General features: G+C 45.2%; 15 protein-coding genes and 1 rRNA gene. 3 read left to right on the top strand and 13 right to left on the bottom strand.

Annotated elements, in window-relative coordinates; all coding sequences use genetic code 11:
* Positions 1–27: 27 nt before the first annotated feature.
* From proB to KRX19_10380, 6 genes are all read right to left on the bottom strand, one after another.
* Positions 28–1,155, bottom strand: a complete 1,128-nt coding sequence (gene proB, locus KRX19_10405) for a glutamate 5-kinase (protein MBV7435436.1) — start codon at positions 1,153–1,155, stop codon at positions 28–30.
* The gene (gene obgE, locus KRX19_10400) at positions 1,136–2,164 is read right to left on the bottom strand and encodes a GTPase ObgE (protein MBV7435435.1); all 1,029 of its coding nucleotides are present in this window, start codon (positions 2,162–2,164) and stop codon (positions 1,136–1,138) included. Before obgE ends, proB begins: the two co-directional genes overlap by 20 nt.
* Positions 2,165–2,412: 248 nt before the next feature.
* Entirely contained in the window at positions 2,413–2,676 is a 264-nt protein-coding gene (gene rpmA, locus KRX19_10395) for a 50S ribosomal protein L27 (protein MBV7435434.1), read from the bottom strand.
* A 12-nt stretch (positions 2,677–2,688) separates the two neighbouring features.
* On the bottom strand, positions 2,689–3,027 hold the full coding sequence (rplU, locus tag KRX19_10390; protein ID MBV7435433.1) for a 50S ribosomal protein L21: 339 nt from the start codon (positions 3,025–3,027) through the stop codon (positions 2,689–2,691).
* 159 nt (positions 3,028–3,186) lie between these two features.
* Positions 3,187–4,077: a hypothetical protein gene (locus KRX19_10385; protein ID MBV7435432.1), complete on the bottom strand. Its 891-nt coding sequence runs from the start codon at positions 4,075–4,077 to the stop codon at positions 3,187–3,189.
* A 1-nt stretch (position 4,078) separates the two neighbouring features.
* Positions 4,079–6,199, bottom strand: a complete 2,121-nt coding sequence (locus KRX19_10380; protein ID MBV7435431.1) for a TonB-dependent siderophore receptor — start codon at positions 6,197–6,199, stop codon at positions 4,079–4,081.
* 100 nt (positions 6,200–6,299) lie between these two features.
* On the opposite strand from KRX19_10380, the gene KRX19_10375 reads away from it, so the two are divergent.
* Positions 6,300–7,217 (top strand): helix-turn-helix transcriptional regulator, encoded by a 918-nt coding sequence (locus KRX19_10375; GenBank protein ID MBV7435430.1) that lies wholly within the window; start codon positions 6,300–6,302, stop codon positions 7,215–7,217.
* Between the two features lie 73 nt (positions 7,218–7,290).
* Here KRX19_10375 and coaE read toward each other — a convergent pair whose 3' ends face one another.
* Genes coaE through pilB form a run of 4 tightly spaced genes read right to left on the bottom strand, consistent with a single transcriptional unit; the run spans position 7,291 to position 11,707 of the window.
* Positions 7,291–7,926, bottom strand: coding sequence for a dephospho-CoA kinase (gene coaE / locus KRX19_10370; protein MBV7435429.1), 636 nt, complete (start codon positions 7,924–7,926; stop codon positions 7,291–7,293).
* Positions 7,926–8,783: an A24 family peptidase gene (locus tag KRX19_10365; protein MBV7435428.1), complete on the bottom strand. Its 858-nt coding sequence runs from the start codon at positions 8,781–8,783 to the stop codon at positions 7,926–7,928. Before KRX19_10365 ends, coaE begins: the two co-directional genes overlap by 1 nt.
* The gene (locus tag KRX19_10360; protein MBV7435427.1) at positions 8,783–10,003 is read right to left on the bottom strand and encodes a type II secretion system F family protein; all 1,221 of its coding nucleotides are present in this window, start codon (positions 10,001–10,003) and stop codon (positions 8,783–8,785) included. The genes KRX19_10365 and KRX19_10360 overlap by 1 nt, the downstream gene beginning before the upstream one ends.
* A 12-nt stretch (positions 10,004–10,015) precedes the next feature.
* Entirely contained in the window at positions 10,016–11,707 is a 1,692-nt protein-coding gene (gene pilB, locus KRX19_10355; protein ID MBV7435426.1) for a type IV-A pilus assembly ATPase PilB, read from the bottom strand.
* 167 nt (positions 11,708–11,874) lie between these two features.
* Between pilB and KRX19_10350 the strand changes: the two genes are divergently transcribed.
* Positions 11,875–12,549, top strand: a complete 675-nt coding sequence (locus KRX19_10350) for a recombination protein O N-terminal domain-containing protein (protein ID MBV7435425.1) — start codon at positions 11,875–11,877, stop codon at positions 12,547–12,549.
* 33 nt (positions 12,550–12,582) lie between these two features.
* On the opposite strand, the gene erpA is transcribed toward KRX19_10350, so the two are convergent.
* Together erpA and acnA are read right to left on the bottom strand one after the other, a co-directional pair.
* Entirely contained in the window at positions 12,583–12,933 is a 351-nt protein-coding gene (erpA, locus tag KRX19_10345) for an iron-sulfur cluster insertion protein ErpA (protein MBV7435424.1), read from the bottom strand.
* 149 nt (positions 12,934–13,082) lie between these two features.
* Entirely contained in the window at positions 13,083–15,722 is a 2,640-nt protein-coding gene (gene acnA / locus KRX19_10340) for an aconitate hydratase AcnA (GenBank protein ID MBV7435423.1), read from the bottom strand.
* A gap of 208 nt (positions 15,723–15,930) precedes the next feature.
* Between acnA and KRX19_10335 the strand changes: the two genes are divergently transcribed.
* Complete coding sequence (locus KRX19_10335) at positions 15,931–16,212, top strand: helix-hairpin-helix domain-containing protein (protein MBV7435422.1); 282 nt, start codon at positions 15,931–15,933, stop codon at positions 16,210–16,212.
* Between the two features lie 81 nt (positions 16,213–16,293).
* Here KRX19_10335 and rrf read toward each other — a convergent pair.
* A 5S ribosomal RNA gene (gene rrf, locus KRX19_10330) occupies positions 16,294–16,380 on the bottom strand; the annotation flags it as partial.

The raw sequence follows: 16,380 nt of genomic DNA, 5'->3' as shown, positions 1-16,380 counted from the left end.
TTTAACAACAACCTAACTAGGTTTTACTCAGGCTAAAACAAGGTTATCGCGGTGAATAAGCGCCTGCCCATGAATCAGTAGTTCTGCGGCTTCATCGCTGTGCTTACCGAGCAGTTCACGACAATCTTCGCTGCTGTAATTGGTCAGACCGCGCGCAACAGCTTCACCACTTTGGCTGACGCACTCAAGCAACGCACCACGCGCAAAACTGCCTTCAACTGCGGTAACGCCAACGGCAAGCAAGCTTTTCCCTGCTTGAGTCAGCGCGCTTACCGCACCGGCATCAAGCACCAAACGCCCCTGCACCTGCAACTGACTGCCAAGCCATTGCTTGCGCGCATGCTGCGCATCATTCCCGGCAACAAACCATGTACCCAACGATTCACCAGCAGCGAGGCGCGCGATGACATCAGGTTCTCGACCAAAGGCGAGCAAAGTATGCGTACCTGAGCGCGCGGCTTTTTGCGCCGCCAATACCTTGGTAAACATACCACCAGAACCCAGTGCCCCACCGCGCTTACCCGCCATATCAAGCAAGCTATGATCATTAGCGTCAGCCTGTTCAATCAATTGCGCATCGCTGTATTCAGCAGGGTTTTTGTTGTACATGCCCTGCTGATCGGTAAGGATGATATAGGCACCAGCGGCGGTAATATTGGCGACCATCGCACCAAGGTTATCGTTATCGCCAAAGCGAATCTCGTCATACGACACGGTGTCATTTTCATTAATCACCGGTACGATGCCGAGTTGGCACATGGTTTGCAAAGTTGAGCGGGCATTGAGATAGCGCTTGCGATCAGCCGCGTCATCATGGGTAAGCAAGACTTGTGCAACTTGCACGCCATGACGCGCAAATGCTTCCTGCCATGCATAAGTGAGACGCATCTGCCCAACTGCGGCTGCGGTTTGTAAGCGGCTCAATTCACTGGGGCGGCTCGTCCAGCCAAGTTCCTGGATACCGACTGCAATTGCGCCAGATGAGACCACCACGACCTGCTTACCAGCACGTTGCAGCGCAGCCATTTGTGCCGTCCAATCAGCGAGTGCCGCTTTATCAATACCAACGCCGCCTGTGAGCATCGCACTGCCAATTTTTACCACCCAGCGCTCAACATCAGCAAGCTGACTGCGCTCAGAAATCAGCGTCGTCATCCATTTGCTCCAATGCCTGCATGATGTCTTGGCATAAGGCTTCTGTACCTTGGCCGGTTTCAGCAGAAATCGCGTATACCGGTCCCGTCCAATTGATCGCCTCGACAATTTCTTGCTCACACGCTTTCTGCGCCTCAGCGTCCATCATGTCCATCTTATTGAGCACCAGCCAGCGTGGCATATCGGCAAAGACACTGTCGTATTTTTCCAGCTCAGCACTGACCTGATTGAAATCAGCAACCGGATCACCAGAATCGCTGTAGCCCGAGCAATCGATAAGGTGCAAGAGCAAGCGCGTACGTGAAAGATGCTTGAGGAATTGATGCCCCAGACCCGCACCTTCTGCTGCACCTTCGATCAAGCCGGGAATATCAGCCATAACAAAGCTTTGCAACGCACCAACGCGCACCACTCCCAAGTTGGGGTACAAAGTGGTAAAAGGATAATTGGCAATTTTCGGCTTTGCCGCCGAGACGCGGCTAATCAAAGTTGATTTACCGGCATTCGGCATACCCAACAAACCGACATCAGCGAGCAGTTTTAGCTCAAGTCGCAAGTGGTATTCCTCACCCATTGTACCCGGCTTGCTTTGTCGCGGCGCACGGTTGGTCGAACTTTTGTAGCGGGTATTGCCCAAACCGTGAAAACCGCCCTGCGCAACTAGCAATGTCTCACCGTCTTCGGTTAAGTCACCGAGCAATTCATCGGTTTCATCAACGAATACCTGCGTACCAATTGGCACGTCGATATACAAATCTTCACCACTTTTCCCGCGCTTGTTGCGCCCCTCTCCAGGCTGACCACTTTCGGCCTGAAAGCTGCGCTCGAAGCGGAAATCTGCCAGCGTATTGGCGCCATTGATCGCGCGCAGATACACACTGCCGCCATCACCGCCATCACCGCCATCAGGGCCGCCAAATTCAATATACTTTTCCCGTCGGAAACTGACTACGCCATTACCACCTTTGCCGGCACGCACGTAAATCACTGCTTCATCTACAAATTTCATTTCTCTCTCCGAGCCAGTTACAGGCATAATGCCGTATTAGTTCACAATTGAATGGGCCTTCATCCATGACCACGCCACTTTCAGCCAGTTTATGGTCTTATTTGCTAAAAGCCCAGCAATTCAACCGAGGCAAACGGTTATTTTGCCATGAATACTGCAAAAAATCTGCGCAAGACGCGCAGTTCATTGCCCATAAATAAAAAACCCCGCGGTGAACGCGGGGTCTATAGCGATGCGTTAAGCAGTGCTTAAGCTTCAGCTGTTTCAATACTGACGTACTTGCGCTTTTTAGGGCCACGGATACTGAAAACAACTTTACCATCTGCTTTTGCAAACAGTGTGTGGTCACGACCAACGCCGACGTTTTCGCCAGCATTGAAAGGGGTACCACGCTGGCGAACAATGATGCTGCCTGCTGTGACTTCCTGACCACCGAAGCGCTTGACGCCTAGGCGTTTAGACTCTGAATCGCGTCCGTTGCGGCTGGAACCGCCTGCTTTTTTGTGTGCCATTGTTTACGCTCCTTATGCTTCTTTCTTTTCTTTGCTTTGACCGTCAATCGCGTCAATAACGACTTCAGTGTAGTTCTGACGGTGACCTTGCTGCTTCATAGAATGCTTACGACGACGGAACTTGATGATTTTAACTTTCTCACCACGACCGTGGCCGACAATTGTTGCGCCGACGGTCTTGCCGTCGAGGTATGGCGCACCAAAGCTGACATCGTCGTCGCCCGCTGCAATCAGCAGAACCTTGTCAAAAGAAATACTGTCACCCGCTTCGCCTTTGAGGCTTTCTACGCGCAAACGCTGGCCGGGCTTGACCTTATACTGCTTACCGCCAGTTTCAATAACTGCAAACATGATTATTCTCCAAAAGTATCGGCGCGCTTGCCACGCCACGAATCCATAAAGGCGCTGCATCATACATAAAAGCATGAATGAACGCAAGCAAAACTGTGCAACGCAAATATAAAAATACGTTATACACCAAGTACATTCGCTGCCCGCATCACGGAAAAGCTATTGGGCTTCCTGCTTGGTAACAGGTGCAACGGCATCTAACCAACTCGCTATTCCGGTATACAGTGCACGGTGAATAACAGAGCCGTGTGTCTCTCCTTCATAGACTTGCACGTCGATGAATTGTTCAGGAAAACGTTGCTTAAGCCGCGAGGAAAGATCAACAACATTATCGACCATTTTACGCGATGCTTGCTTTTTTGCACGGGCTGAGTCAGCCTCATTTTGGTCGCGAGGTTGCTCTTTTGAGCCAACACTGAGCCAAAGCCCGTGTGGTGCTGTAGTTAGCTTGTCTTCATCGCCAAGCACCGCTTCTTTCCCCCACCATATTGACGGGCTGGAAATCAGATAATACTGAAAATCCTCTGGGTAATTAAATAGACTATAGAGCGCATAAAGCCCACCAAATGAATGACCATAAATACCTTGCCGGGCTTCGTTCAATGAATACTGCTCAGCAATCATCGGCTTTAGTGTATCGATGAAAAATTGATGAAACTTTTCTGCACCGCCGTATTTGGGGTCATTATTACTTGGCGATAGCGGCGTATAATCACGTGCCCTCGCGGCGAGGTCAAGTGGGTCAGCATCAGGATAACCGACTGCAACCAATACAACGCCTTTCCGCGATGCGTTAGGGCCAGCCATCAGGCCTTGAGCCATTGATAACGCCATCGGCATCATCGCATCACCATCAAGCAAATAAAGCACCGGATAGCCTTGCGCATCCGGCTCACCCAGTGCAGCTACTTGGATACGGTAGGTCTGATCAGTCAGTGGCGAATAGATAGCCGTCTCCTCGACAGGCTTTAATAAAGCTGGCTGCCAATCGGCAGCCAGTACGCAAGATGATGCACATGCAATCATAAGCCCCAAGATGTATTTTTTCATTTTAGAAATCATAACGCAGTGACGCATTAAAGGTGCGCTCTTCTCCTGGCATGTTAAAGGTTCCCGGGCTACCGACACGCTTGTAGTAATCTCGATCCAGTAAGTTATTGACGTTGAACTGCGCGTGCAGATTGTCATTGATATCATAGCTGACCATCGCATCCACTGTAGCATAACCGGAAGCTTTGACGCCTTGGATAGACTCAAAACCACTCATAGCATTGATGCCACCGCCCACGGTCAAGTGGTCATTCTCACGATAGCTGCTCCACAAAGTACCAATATGCTTGGGCATCAACAAGAAAAAGGTTTCCTGGCTATCCTTTTCACGGTCAATATCTGTTTTCATATAGGTATAGCCAGCACTAACTTGCCAGTTTGGTGCGACTTCACCATTAATCTCAGCTTCAATGCCTTTGACTTTACGCTTACCAATAGCTGCAGAATAATTCTGGCTGACGACTGGTGCAGCTGCATTTTTGTCATCAAGTCGGAAGACAGACAGGCGAGTTTGTAACTTATCACCATAGTAGCTGCCTTTAATACCAGCCTCGTACTGCTGCCCTTGCCGTGCTTTAAGCAGATTCCCGTCACTACCAATATCATCCTGTGGTGCATAAAGAGAGGAATAACTGGCATAAATACTGTGATTGTCATCAAGATCAAAGACCACACCGCCATAACCGGTAAAGCGTGCTTTTTCATCACGACTGTTGCTTTGACCATTGACGTTGTTTTTTGCCTCAATAGACCAATTACTCAAACGCCCACCGGCAATAACCGCTAAAGGCTGAATGGGACGCAAAGTCAGCTTTCCATATATGCCAAAATCATTTAGCTCGGTTTCTTGGTCTGAAAAACCCTTGCCATTCTGCTTTGCCGCAGATAATAAATCACGATACGGCAAGTTATTTAGCTTAGATACAGTTAGCCCCTTAAACATTGCCCGGCCACGCTGGGTACGGGTTGTCATATGATTAAAATCAGCCCCAACAACGTATTCGCTGACATTACCCCAAGCTTCAAATGGTTGGCTATAACTTGCGTCAAGCGCAAAAGCTTTTTGTTTAACATTAGCGCCCAACCCGGCACCATCAAAAGTACCATCTCCCTTAACGGCACTACGGCTAAATGCATAGTTCATGTCACTATCACGATCGGAGTAACGCATACCCACCTGACCATATCCACCATTATTGAACTCATGCTTTAGGTCGGCAAATACATCATTACTCTGCATGGCAAATTTATTCCAGTTCGCGCCATAAAATGTATTATCGGGCAGGCTTGGCAATGTTTTATTTGCACCTAGTGTTGGTAAGCCGTTATCAGGCTTTAAATGGCGTTGCTGGAAAAGATAACCGGCACCTAATATCGTCTGCTCACCTAGATCAAAATCCAGCGCCCCATACAGTACTTCAGAGCGATTATTTTTATCTGATACCTTTGGTGTTTTACCGTTAGCATCAATTAACGCACGACCACGGATGGAAGCGTCGCTATTTAATGGTCCACCAACATCAGTCCCCAGATGATATTGCTTCAGTGTTCCCACACCGACAGAAGCACTGCCTTTAAACACATCGCTTGGACGCTTACGGACAAAGTTTACAATACCGCCCATTTCTCCCGAACTGTCAAACAACCCTGAAGGTCCACGCATGATTTCAACACGATCAAAGGCAGCCAAATTCGGCAACGTGCCATTGATACTTTGCATTTGTGCCGGTAGACCATCAATGTTGTATTCATCGTACTCATAGCCACGCGCGTATACAGATGAACGTCCATCATCATTTGCCAATACACGTAACCCGGGCGTTTTGGCTGCGAGCTGGTCAAAGGTTTGAACATTGCGCTCTTTAATCGCCTGCTGCGTCACGATACTGACTGATTGAGGAATATCTCTCAATGACGCTGGGATTTTTGTGCCAACCGTCGCAGCCTCCATTGTATAATCTCTGCTACTCTCACTAGGTAGTACACTGTATAGCTGATTACCCTCAACCGTGATCATTTCCAGTCGAATTGGCTTTTCCGGACTTACACTTTGAGCCGCTTCTTGGGCCACTGTATTTAAAATAGCTAAAGAAACTGCAACACTTAAGACTCGACGAATCATGATATGCTCCAAAACGTAATAACAATGATTTTATTTTATAATGTCGTTTCTTTTTAAATACCTAAATTGGCATTGATTAAACGCCAAACTGTAGTGATAAATGGACAGAGCAGCGCTACCACTGACCAGTGAGCAAATGATTCAGGCTAGTCGTCATCAGACAGATCTTTACGATGGGGACTATCATTTTTACCAATTGCAATGTGGCATTCACATACATGGCGGCTCTCTACGCGCACGCAGCAACGTTACTTGCCGACGGATGGCCAAGCCTTATATTGCTTTTGTCTTACTTATCGAAGGCACTTTGCGCTTCGGCATCGGATCTGATTACCATGAAATATCCGCACAAGGGCAAGGTCAAGCAGTCCTCATCAACCTTAGCAAAGAAGCGCTATTTACACGCTTCCTGAGCCAAGGAGAAAAACTGACAAAGTTGACGCTCAATGGCTTGGAACAGTGGCTGCCTAAAAATACTGCAAATTTACCGAGCAATGCAGTCCAACACTGGGCACTCTCTCCGACACTTAAACGGCTTGCCAAGCAATGGGTCAGCCAGCCTTTTACTAATGATCTCGCTGGCAACACGCATGCACTACAGATTCTAAACACCTGCTGGGAAACATATCGTCAGGAGTTAGACCGCGATGAGAGTACTTGCCCCACAAAAATACGTATTAAAGAGTTGGGCTTAATTGATGAGCTTGAGCGAGTCTATGCCAACGGTGCCAGCAATATTGATGATATTGCTGATGCACTGCACATCAGCCGGCGTACGCTACAACGCCGAGTACAAGATGCGCTGGGTATTCCTCTACAACAATGGCTGTTAGCTACAAAAATGCAGCAGGCTATGGAGTACCTTGCTAGCGGGGAAATGACAATTGGCGAAGTCGCCTACCATATTGGCTATCGTCATCCATCAAATTTCATCCATGCATTCAAACAGCATTTTGGAATTACCCCTGCAACCGTAATTCAAAAGCATAGCCAACAGCATTTCAGCCATCTTCACTAGGACTGATCAACTGACTTGCAATGACGACATAAATGCAAGAAGACTTTTAGCAAATACCAAGTTGACGACCAGATTACACCTCAAAAGATGATCTCGTGCCACACCTAACTGCGCCTAAGCCACACAGTATTTGATGCAAGCTATCTAACTGCTGAGTGGTTTCACTTTTTCCACGGCTGTTGTCAATCACATAATTCGCCCGTGTGATACGCCCTTCGCGGCTCGTTTGCGCCGCCAGCATCTTACTGGCCACCGTTGCATCACTACCATCTCGGGAGTGCAGGCGCTTAATCTGGGTATCTCTATCCACATCTATGACCACAACCACGTCAGCATAACGCTCCAGTTTATTTTCCAATAAAAGCGGTACGCTCATGATTTGGTAGTTAGCCTCATCGTATGTATATTGTGCCAACCGATCCCGCATTAATTGCCTAACTCGCGGATGGGTAATCTCATTTAACTTTTGTCGGGCTTGAGCATCCGCTATCATAATTTCACGCATTTTTGCGCGGTTAAGGCTACCATCATCAGTGATGACAATATCACCAAATTCTGCACGAATTTGAGCCAGCCCCTCACTGCCTATCTGCACCACCTCTCGTGCCAACAAGTCAGCATCGACTATATGGATAGCGTACGTTGATGACAAATAGTCAGTGCAAAATGTTTTACCGCTGGCTATACCACCAGTAAGCCCGACAATCATTAATACACCACACCCCAACCTAAATAAGCGGCAATGGCACCACCATACATGAAGGTGATCCACCCTGCGATTGCCAAGTAAGGCCCGAATGCCATTGCAACACCAAAGCCAATGCGATTGAACACTGCGACTAGCAAGCCAACGATTGAAGCCATAAACAAAATAATCGGCAACATAAAGGCGCCCTGAAAAGCACACAAGGCAGCGAGCAACTTAAAGTCACCATAACCCATGCCTTCTTTACCCATGATCAGTTTAAACGCCCAGAAGACCAACCACAGACTCATATAGCCAATCATCGCACCGCTTACACTGGCTTCCAGTGAGACAAACAAGCCCATAAAGCCAGCAATAAAGCCTAACCACATAAGTGGTAACGTAATAATATCTGGCAGCAGCTGCGTTTCTGCATCGATAAAAATAAGTGCTATTAATCCCCAGCTTAATATCAGTGCAAAGCCAAGCTGTATTGGGTCAGGATAGTTTAAAACCACCAACACACTGACGATCATCGTCAACATCTCCACCATCCAATAGCGGGCTGATATTTTTTCATGGCAGCTGGCACAACGCCCGCGCTGAAGCATATAACTCAGTACTGGGATATTTTGCCAAAAGCGAATACGCTGCCCACAATGAGGACATGCTGAAGGAGGATAGAGCAAATTAAACTTTGCACTCTCAATTTCTGTAATTTCCTCTCCAGCAAGCAAAGAACGACAATAAAACTGGTCACTTTGTTCCATCATTTTGGGCAAACGATAAATAACCACATTTAAAAAACTGCCCACGAGCAGTCCCAGAATTGCAACTAACACAATACCTGGAATGCTTTGAAAAAAAGCAACATCAAACATTAGAACATTTGCCCCAGATTAAAGATTGGCATATACATGGCGATCAGCAAGCCACCAACGACTACCGCAAGAAAAGCCATAATAAAAGGCTCGATCATCGCAGTTAAATTATCAATTCGCCAGTCGAGCTCTTCTTCATAAAAATTTGCTACTCGTCCCAGCATTTCTCCTAGGTTACCAGACTCCTCACCAATAGCTGTCATCTGCACAGCAATAGTTGGGAAAAGCTGGGTATTTTTCATCGCAAAACTCAACTGCTGACCATTTTGCACGTTGTCTCGAATATCGATCACCGCCTCTTCATAGATCGGACTGCCCGTTGCTGGTGCAGTAGCTGTCAATCCACGCATAAGGGGCACACCAGCGTTGAATAAAGTTGACATCGTACGTGCAAAGCGGGCATTAGCACCACATTTCAAAATACCGCCAATAATAGGCACTTTAAACGCAAATTTATTCGACGCTTCCTGAAGTTTACGATTACGCTTTTTAAAAAAGACAAAGCCAATAATAAATAACACCAGCCCAACCAGAAGATAAACACCGGTATTAACCATAAAATCAGAAATGGTCACGACCATTTGTGTAATCGCTGGTAATTCACCACCATTTGACTCAAAGAATTCCGCAAAAACTGGAACCACTTTAATCAACAAGATTGCTGTCACAACTACGGCAAATACCATAACAATAGCTGGGTAAGTCAGCGCTTTTTTCACTTTTTTCTTAGTCGCTTCACCTTTTTCCATATTCACTGCAATATTATCCATGGTACTTTCAAGCATACCCGCATCTTCACCAGCTGCAACTAAGCTGGTATAAAGGTGATCAAATTGCAGCGGATGCGCAGCAAGCGCTTCGGCAAATGATGCTCCATTTTGAATACGATCATATAGGTCAAAAACCAACTCACGCATACGTAAAGGTTTTTCGATACTCTGCCCTACCAAGTCTAGAGAGCGCATAACTGGCATACCAGCACGAAGCATCGTCGCCATTTGTCGAGTAAAAAATAAAATATCCTTACTTTTAATACGCCCTTTACTCTCAAAAATATCCTTTGGCTTTTCTTTTACGACAATATTGCGTAGACCCTGTTTGACCAGAAAGGCTTTGAGCATAGCATCACTTTGCGCATCATTCTCGCCCTTAATTTGCTTTCCCTGCTTATTAACGCCCTTCCATTGGTACGTCTTAAGCTTCTTTTTTACTTCTGCCATGAACAAACTCCTTTATTCACTCGTCACTCGCAATACTTCTTCAATACTCGTCATACCCTGACGCACTTTATTCAATGCTGACTGTCGCAGATCCCAATGCCCCTCTTTACGACATTGCTCCTCAATATCAGCCGCTGAAGCATTGCGAAGAATTAAATCAGCTACATCCTCTGAAATAGGCACCACTTGGTAGATACCTGCGCGCCCTCGATAGCCTTGATAACTGCATCTTTCACATCCTTTAGCGGTATAGATACGCAGATCATCTATTTCCTCTTCATCAAAACCTAACGCAACAAGCTCTTCATGGTGGTGCTTACGATCACGGACTTTACAATGATTACATAATCTACGTGCCAAACGTTGTGCCATAATTAAATTAACACTCGCCGCAATATTATATGTAGGAATACCAATATTCACCAAGCGTGCAATAGTCTGAGGCACATCATTAGTATGCAGCGTAGATAATACCAAGTGACCAGTCTGTGCAGCTTTGACAGCAATCTCACCGGTTGTAATATCTCGAATCTCACCAACCATAATAATATCTGGATCCTGACGTAAAAATGCCTTCAATGCCGCTGCAAAATCCAGCCCTGTTTTTGGATTTACATTAACCTGATTAATACCAGGGAGATTTATCTCTACTGGATCCTCAGCAGTAGAAATATTTACGGTCGGCTTATTAAGCAAATTTAGCCCAGTATACAGCGAAACTGTTTTCCCCGACCCGGTCGGTCCTGTAACCAAAATCAATCCCTGCGGTTTCGCAAGAGCATCTAGATAATTTTTCTTCTGCTCTGGCTCAAAACCCAAGACATCAATATTTAATTTCGCTGCTGAGCTATCTAGTATACGCAATACAATTTTTTCACCAAATAGCGTCGGAAGAGAGTTTACACGAAAATCTATCGCTTTACTTTCAGATACTTGAAGTTTTATACGACCATCTTGGGGAACCCGTTTTTCGGCAATATCCAGATCTGCCATAACCTTTAGTCTTGCAGTAATACGATTTGCAATACTTGGTGGTGGCGTCGCAACTTCCTGTAGAACACCATCCCGCCTAAAGCGAATACGGTATGTATTTTCATAGGGTTCAAAATGCAAATCTGAAGCACCGCTGCGGATAGCATCAAGCAAAATACCAGTGACAAATCGTACGACAGGTGCTTCTTCTTCTCCAGCAATTGAACCAATCGCATCACCAATAGCATCAAGATCTATATCTTGATTCTCTTCGGCCAATAAATCATCCATATTAATGCTACCTGAATAATGATCCTCGATCATCGCTTCAATAGCATCAATATTGGCTATAATCGGCTCCACAGCATTGTAATTACCCTGATACTTGAATTCGTCAAACATCATACGATTACTAGGATCATACGTTGCCAAGTATAGCCGCCCACCCAGAACATAGACTGGGATAGCCTGATGTTTACGGACAACTTCTTCTTTAAATTGCGCAGTAAGCTCACGGCGAATATCCATTTCCCGTAGTGCCACTACAGGCAAGTTGTAAACCGCACGATTAACCTCAGAAAGACGAGAAGCATCCAACAAACCATCACTCAATAGTTGGTGAATAAAAGGGGCTCGTTTTTTTTGTGCGCTATTTTGTGCTTCACGTAACTGCTCTGCAGTGCAAATTTTATGTTGCACCATATAAGAAACAAGCAAATCATATTGGCTCATTCGTTATGCCTTAACCCTATATTTAAAATACAATCCATAATATGCTAGTCATTAAATAAAGAAAAGAACGCATATAAGCTCTTAACGTACAATGCAAACAGCTATATTATTAGGTGGTATCATGAAAAGTACACTGTCTCCATCATACCACCAAAATATGCGCGACCATGGCTATCAGTTTCAATAATGACCGGACTTTTGTCTTAAAGCGCACCTTTTATCGTGAACAACACTATTTACTCGATCTATTTCATTCTGAGTTAGGTCGATTTAGAGCAAGTGCCCGAATAGCAAAAACTGCTTCCTATAGATTCACAGATCAATGGGCACTATTTCAAGAAATATTGATTGATGGGCATCGAAAATCTGATCTGGCAAGTGTATGGAGAGGTGAACCTTATCGCAACTTCCCCTTAGCCAAAGCACAACACCTAGCAGCTTATTATCTTAATGAGCTACTGCTGGGTTACTTACCTGCTGACGACCCAGCACCAGAAATATATCAGGCTTATATTTCTGCGTTAACAGAGCCCTCTAGGCATTCATATCGCCTGCTAGAATTCCAACTTATAGAACACCTTGGGCTAGTGCCTCAAATTAATGGAGATGGTGACTACTATTTATTGTCTTTTGAGCACTCAATGCCTATTTTGAATGTATCAAACCGTGGATTTGACGGAAAGTTAATTGAGGCAATTAAGCGCAAAAATACTGACCTATTAGGAAGCCACATACAGACGAAATCCCTCTTCCAGCAAATCCTCCATCACCAATGCCCTCTATCGCATAAAACCCGGAATATCTCGCGCGAACTACACCAGCTATCTACCAGGTCCAAGTAAAATAGAAAGTACTTACAAAGCAGTCATTTCATCCTATGGAGAAAACGAAGAACCACACCCACAAGTCGTCTGCGCATTAGGGTTACGGATAATAAACTGGGCACCACTAAGATCTTCTTTATAGTCAATTTCTGCATTTTCCAAATACGGATAGCTGATACTATCAATAAGTAGTGTCACGCCATTTTTTTCAACAACAGCATCTCCATCCTGAATAGCCTCATCAAAAGTAAAGCCATACTGAAATCCGGAGCAGCCGCCTCCTGTAACAAAAACCCTTAATTTCAGATCATTGTTACCCTCTTCTTCAATTAAATCGAATACTTTTTCTGCAGCGGCATCCGTAAAGTTCACTTCTGCAATAAATGTCTCAATAGCACTCATTATATAAAAATCTCTTAAAAGGTAACTGCGATCTAATCACTTGTAGAAAACTCGCCCACCTAGGACATCAAAGATAAAGCATCATATCAATTGCACCCAAAAAGAAAAAGCAGACCAGAGCCTGCTTTTTCTCATCAAAATACCCTGATTTACTTATCTAGCTGACGTAATACATATTGCAGGATACCGCCATGCTGATAATAAGCCCACTCTTTTGGCGTATCAATACGCACAATAGCAGTAAAGTGTTTTTCGTCTCCATCTTCACTCTTAGCGGTAACTTTCAAGCGCTTCGCACCTTTCTCGATAGGCTCGAAATCGAAAATTTCATCACCTTTCAGCCCTAGTGTTTCACGAGATTCGCCATCATCAAACTGCAGAGGCAACACCCCCATACCAACAAGGTTGGAACGGTGGATACGCTCATAGCTTTCAGCAATGACAGCCTTAACGCCTAACAACAAAGTACCTTTAGCGGCCCAGTCACGAGAAGAACCAGTACCGTACTCTTTACCAGCAAGTACAACCAAAGGAACATTGTCTTTCTGATACTGCTGTGACGCTTCATAGATCGTCGTCACTTCATTACTAGGATAGTGAGTAGTAAAGCCACCCTCAGTACCAGGTGCCAACTCATTACGCAGTCGAATATTGGCAAATGTTCCGCGAACCATCACATCATCGTTACCACGACGGGAGCCATAGGAGTTGAAGTCCTTGACCGAAACACCGCGAGACTTAAGGTATTTACCAGCTGGAGTATCTTCACCAATAGAACCTGCTGGTGAGATGTGGTCAGTTGTAATACTGTCGCCAAGGCGAGCTAATACACGTGCACCTGTAATTGACTCAAGATGATCTGGAGCTTCTTTAGGCATACCCACGAAATATGGTGGATTCTTAATGTAAGTTGACTCCTCATCCCAAGAATAAGTCTCTGAAGCTTCGACCTGAATATCCTGCCACATCTGAGGACCTTTGAAGACATCCTCATAGCCAGTAACATACATCTCACGTTCAATGGCTTTAAGCTGCTGCTGTACCTCGTCAAATGTCGGCCAAATATCCTTCAGATAAACGTCATTACCATTCTTATCTGTTGCAATCGGATCTTTGGTAATGTCTTTACGCACGCTACCCAAAATAGAATATGCAACAACCAAAGGAGGCGAAGCCAAAAAGTTCATTTTTACTTTGGCATGTACACGACCTTCGAAGTTACGGTTACCTGAGAGTACAGAAGCTACAGTTAGGTCGTTCTCATCAATTGCTTTACCAATTTCATCTGGCAAAGGTCCTGAGTTACCGATACAAGTTGTACAGCCGTAACCAACAACGTTGAAACCAATCTGATCCAAGTACGGCAAAAGTCCTGCTTTCTCCAAGTACTCGGTGACCACCTGTGAGCCAGGTGCCAAAGATGTTTTACACCAAGGTTTACGAGTAATGCCTAGCTCGACAGCTTTTTTAGCAACCAAACCTGCTGCAAGCATAACCGATGGGTTTGAAGTATTGGTGCAGCTCGTGATTGCATTGATCACAACATCACCGTCTTCAAGTGTAAACGTCTCACCATCCAGTGTAACTTCCGCCGACTTCGGCTCATCAGGAATTAAGTCTTGTACTTTTGCGCTCAACTCATCAAGGATAATACGGTCTTGTGGACGCTTAGGCCCTGCAACTGAAGGAACTACTTCGCCCATATCCAAAGTCAAAGTTGCATTGTATTGAGGACGAGCACCTTCTTCACGGAACATATGCTGTGCTTTAGCATATTCACGCGTCAGCTCAATCAGGTCATCATCACGGCCTGAAAGGCGCATGTAATTCAATGTTTCTTCATCAATCGGGAAAATACCGCATGTCGCACCATACTCAGGTGCCATATTGGCAATCGTAGCGCGGTCAGCCAAAGGCAAATCAGCAAGACCATCACCAAAGAACTCAACAAACTTACCTACAACGCCATGTTCACGCAGCATTTGCGTAACTGTCAAAACCAAGTCTGTCGCGGTAACACCTGGTTGCAATTTCCCGGTCAATTCAAAACCAACTACTTCAGGGACAAGCATTGTAATCGGCTGACCCAACATAGCAGCTTCTGCTTCGATACCACCGACACCCCAGCCTAACACACCCAAGCCATTAATCATTGTGGTATGGCTATCTGTCCCCACCAAAGTATCTGGGTAAATAACCGTCTTATCGCCTTCTTCACGACGGAAAACAACATGAGCAAGAAACTCAAGGTTAACCTGATGAACAATACCTGTATCTGGTGGTACTACACGGAATTGATCAAAAGCTTTCTGCCCCCAGCGCAAGAACTTATAGCGCTCATTGTTACGCTCAAACTCTAATTCCGCATTTTGCTCCAAAGCGCTATCAGTTCCAAAATGATCAACCATTACTGAGTGGTCAATAACTAGATCTACAGGAACCAAAGGATTAATTTGCTGAGGATCACTACCCAACTGCGTCATCGCATCTCGCATCGCAGCCAAATCGACGACAGCGGGAACTCCTGTGAAGTCCTGTAAAACAACACGACTAGGCGTAAATGCAATCTCTTTATCAATGACACTTCCAGGCGCCCATGTTGCCAAGGCCTCGACATCATCTGCTTTAACCGACTCACCATCTTGAAAACGCAGCAAGTTTTCCAAAAGAATTTTAATTGAATAAGGCAGCTTTGCCAAATGCTCTTCGGACGCTACTGACGTAAGAGGGTAGTAAAGGTATTCTTTATCCCCAACCTTCAAATTTTGCACATCAGAATTATTAGTCATATTGCCTCGCGAAATTAGAAAAACATGTTTTTTAGAGGCGACATTTTACGTTAAGCAGAGTATAAACACAAAAAAAATACAAGCCCCTTCACCCGTAAGCAAATGAAATCAATTGCTATTTAAGAAAAATAAAGAGATAATGTGCAAATACTATTGATTTTGATTATTATGATTGAGCCAATATGGCAAAATAATAAGGAGAAAGAATATGAAACTTTTCAAGTCAATTATTGTTACAACCATCCTTCTAGCGTCCACATCATTCGCAAAAGTAAACATCAATACTGCCAATGTAGATGAACTCTCTGCACTTAAAGGTATCGGCGAAGTCAAAGCAGAAGCCATCATCAAATACCGGACTGAACACGGCGAGTTCAAAAGTATTGAAGAACTGACGAATATCAAAGGAATAGGAGATTCCACGGTCAATAAAATAAAAGCAGATATCAAGCTTAAAGGCGAGACGGATTTATCGGACGTTGGCCAGTAAGCGGGAGTTTTTGAGCTTTTGGGTCTATTTATTTTTTGCATTAAAAAAGCCCCTTAGCGCTAGCTAAGGGGCTGTGTAAAGCCCTGACGGTGACCTACTCTCACATGGGGAGACCCCACACTACCATCGGCGATACTGCGTTTCACTTCTGAGTTCGGCATGGGATCA

Source organism: Cardiobacteriaceae bacterium TAE3-ERU3, from assembly GCA_019218315.1.
Classification (GTDB): Bacteria; Pseudomonadota; Gammaproteobacteria; order Cardiobacteriales; family Cardiobacteriaceae; genus JAHUUI01.
This window is presented reverse-complemented; position numbering and strand designations above follow the sequence as displayed.

What these genes read in the sequence shown, in the direction of transcription:
- proB (MBV7435436.1), bottom strand. Translation starts at nt 1,155, where the DNA reads ATGACGACGCTGATTTCTGAGCGCAGTCAGCTTGCTGATGTTGAGCGC.
- obgE (MBV7435435.1), bottom strand. Translation starts at nt 2,164, where the DNA reads ATGAAATTTGTAGATGAAGCAGTGATTTACGTGCGTGCCGGCAAAGGT.
- rpmA (MBV7435434.1), bottom strand. Translation starts at nt 2,676, where the DNA reads ATGGCACACAAAAAAGCAGGCGGTTCCAGCCGCAACGGACGCGATTCA.
- rplU (MBV7435433.1), bottom strand. Translation starts at nt 3,027, where the DNA reads ATGTTTGCAGTTATTGAAACTGGCGGTAAGCAGTATAAGGTCAAGCCC.
- KRX19_10385 (MBV7435432.1), bottom strand. Translation starts at nt 4,077, where the DNA reads ATGAAAAAATACATCTTGGGGCTTATGATTGCATGTGCATCATCTTGC.
- KRX19_10380 (MBV7435431.1), bottom strand. Translation starts at nt 6,199, where the DNA reads ATGATTCGTCGAGTCTTAAGTGTTGCAGTTTCTTTAGCTATTTTAAAT.
- KRX19_10375 (MBV7435430.1), top strand. Translation starts at nt 6,300, where the DNA reads ATGGACAGAGCAGCGCTACCACTGACCAGTGAGCAAATGATTCAGGCT.
- coaE (MBV7435429.1), bottom strand. Translation starts at nt 7,926, where the DNA reads ATGATTGTCGGGCTTACTGGTGGTATAGCCAGCGGTAAAACATTTTGC.
- KRX19_10365 (MBV7435428.1), bottom strand. Translation starts at nt 8,783, where the DNA reads ATGTTTGATGTTGCTTTTTTTCAAAGCATTCCAGGTATTGTGTTAGTT.
- KRX19_10360 (MBV7435427.1), bottom strand. Translation starts at nt 10,003, where the DNA reads ATGGCAGAAGTAAAAAAGAAGCTTAAGACGTACCAATGGAAGGGCGTT.
- pilB (MBV7435426.1), bottom strand. Translation starts at nt 11,707, where the DNA reads ATGAGCCAATATGATTTGCTTGTTTCTTATATGGTGCAACATAAAATT.
- KRX19_10350 (MBV7435425.1), top strand. Translation starts at nt 11,875, where the DNA reads ATGGCTATCAGTTTCAATAATGACCGGACTTTTGTCTTAAAGCGCACC.
- erpA (MBV7435424.1), bottom strand. Translation starts at nt 12,933, where the DNA reads ATGAGTGCTATTGAGACATTTATTGCAGAAGTGAACTTTACGGATGCC.
- acnA (MBV7435423.1), bottom strand. Translation starts at nt 15,722, where the DNA reads ATGACTAATAATTCTGATGTGCAAAATTTGAAGGTTGGGGATAAAGAA.
- KRX19_10335 (MBV7435422.1), top strand. Translation starts at nt 15,931, where the DNA reads ATGAAACTTTTCAAGTCAATTATTGTTACAACCATCCTTCTAGCGTCC.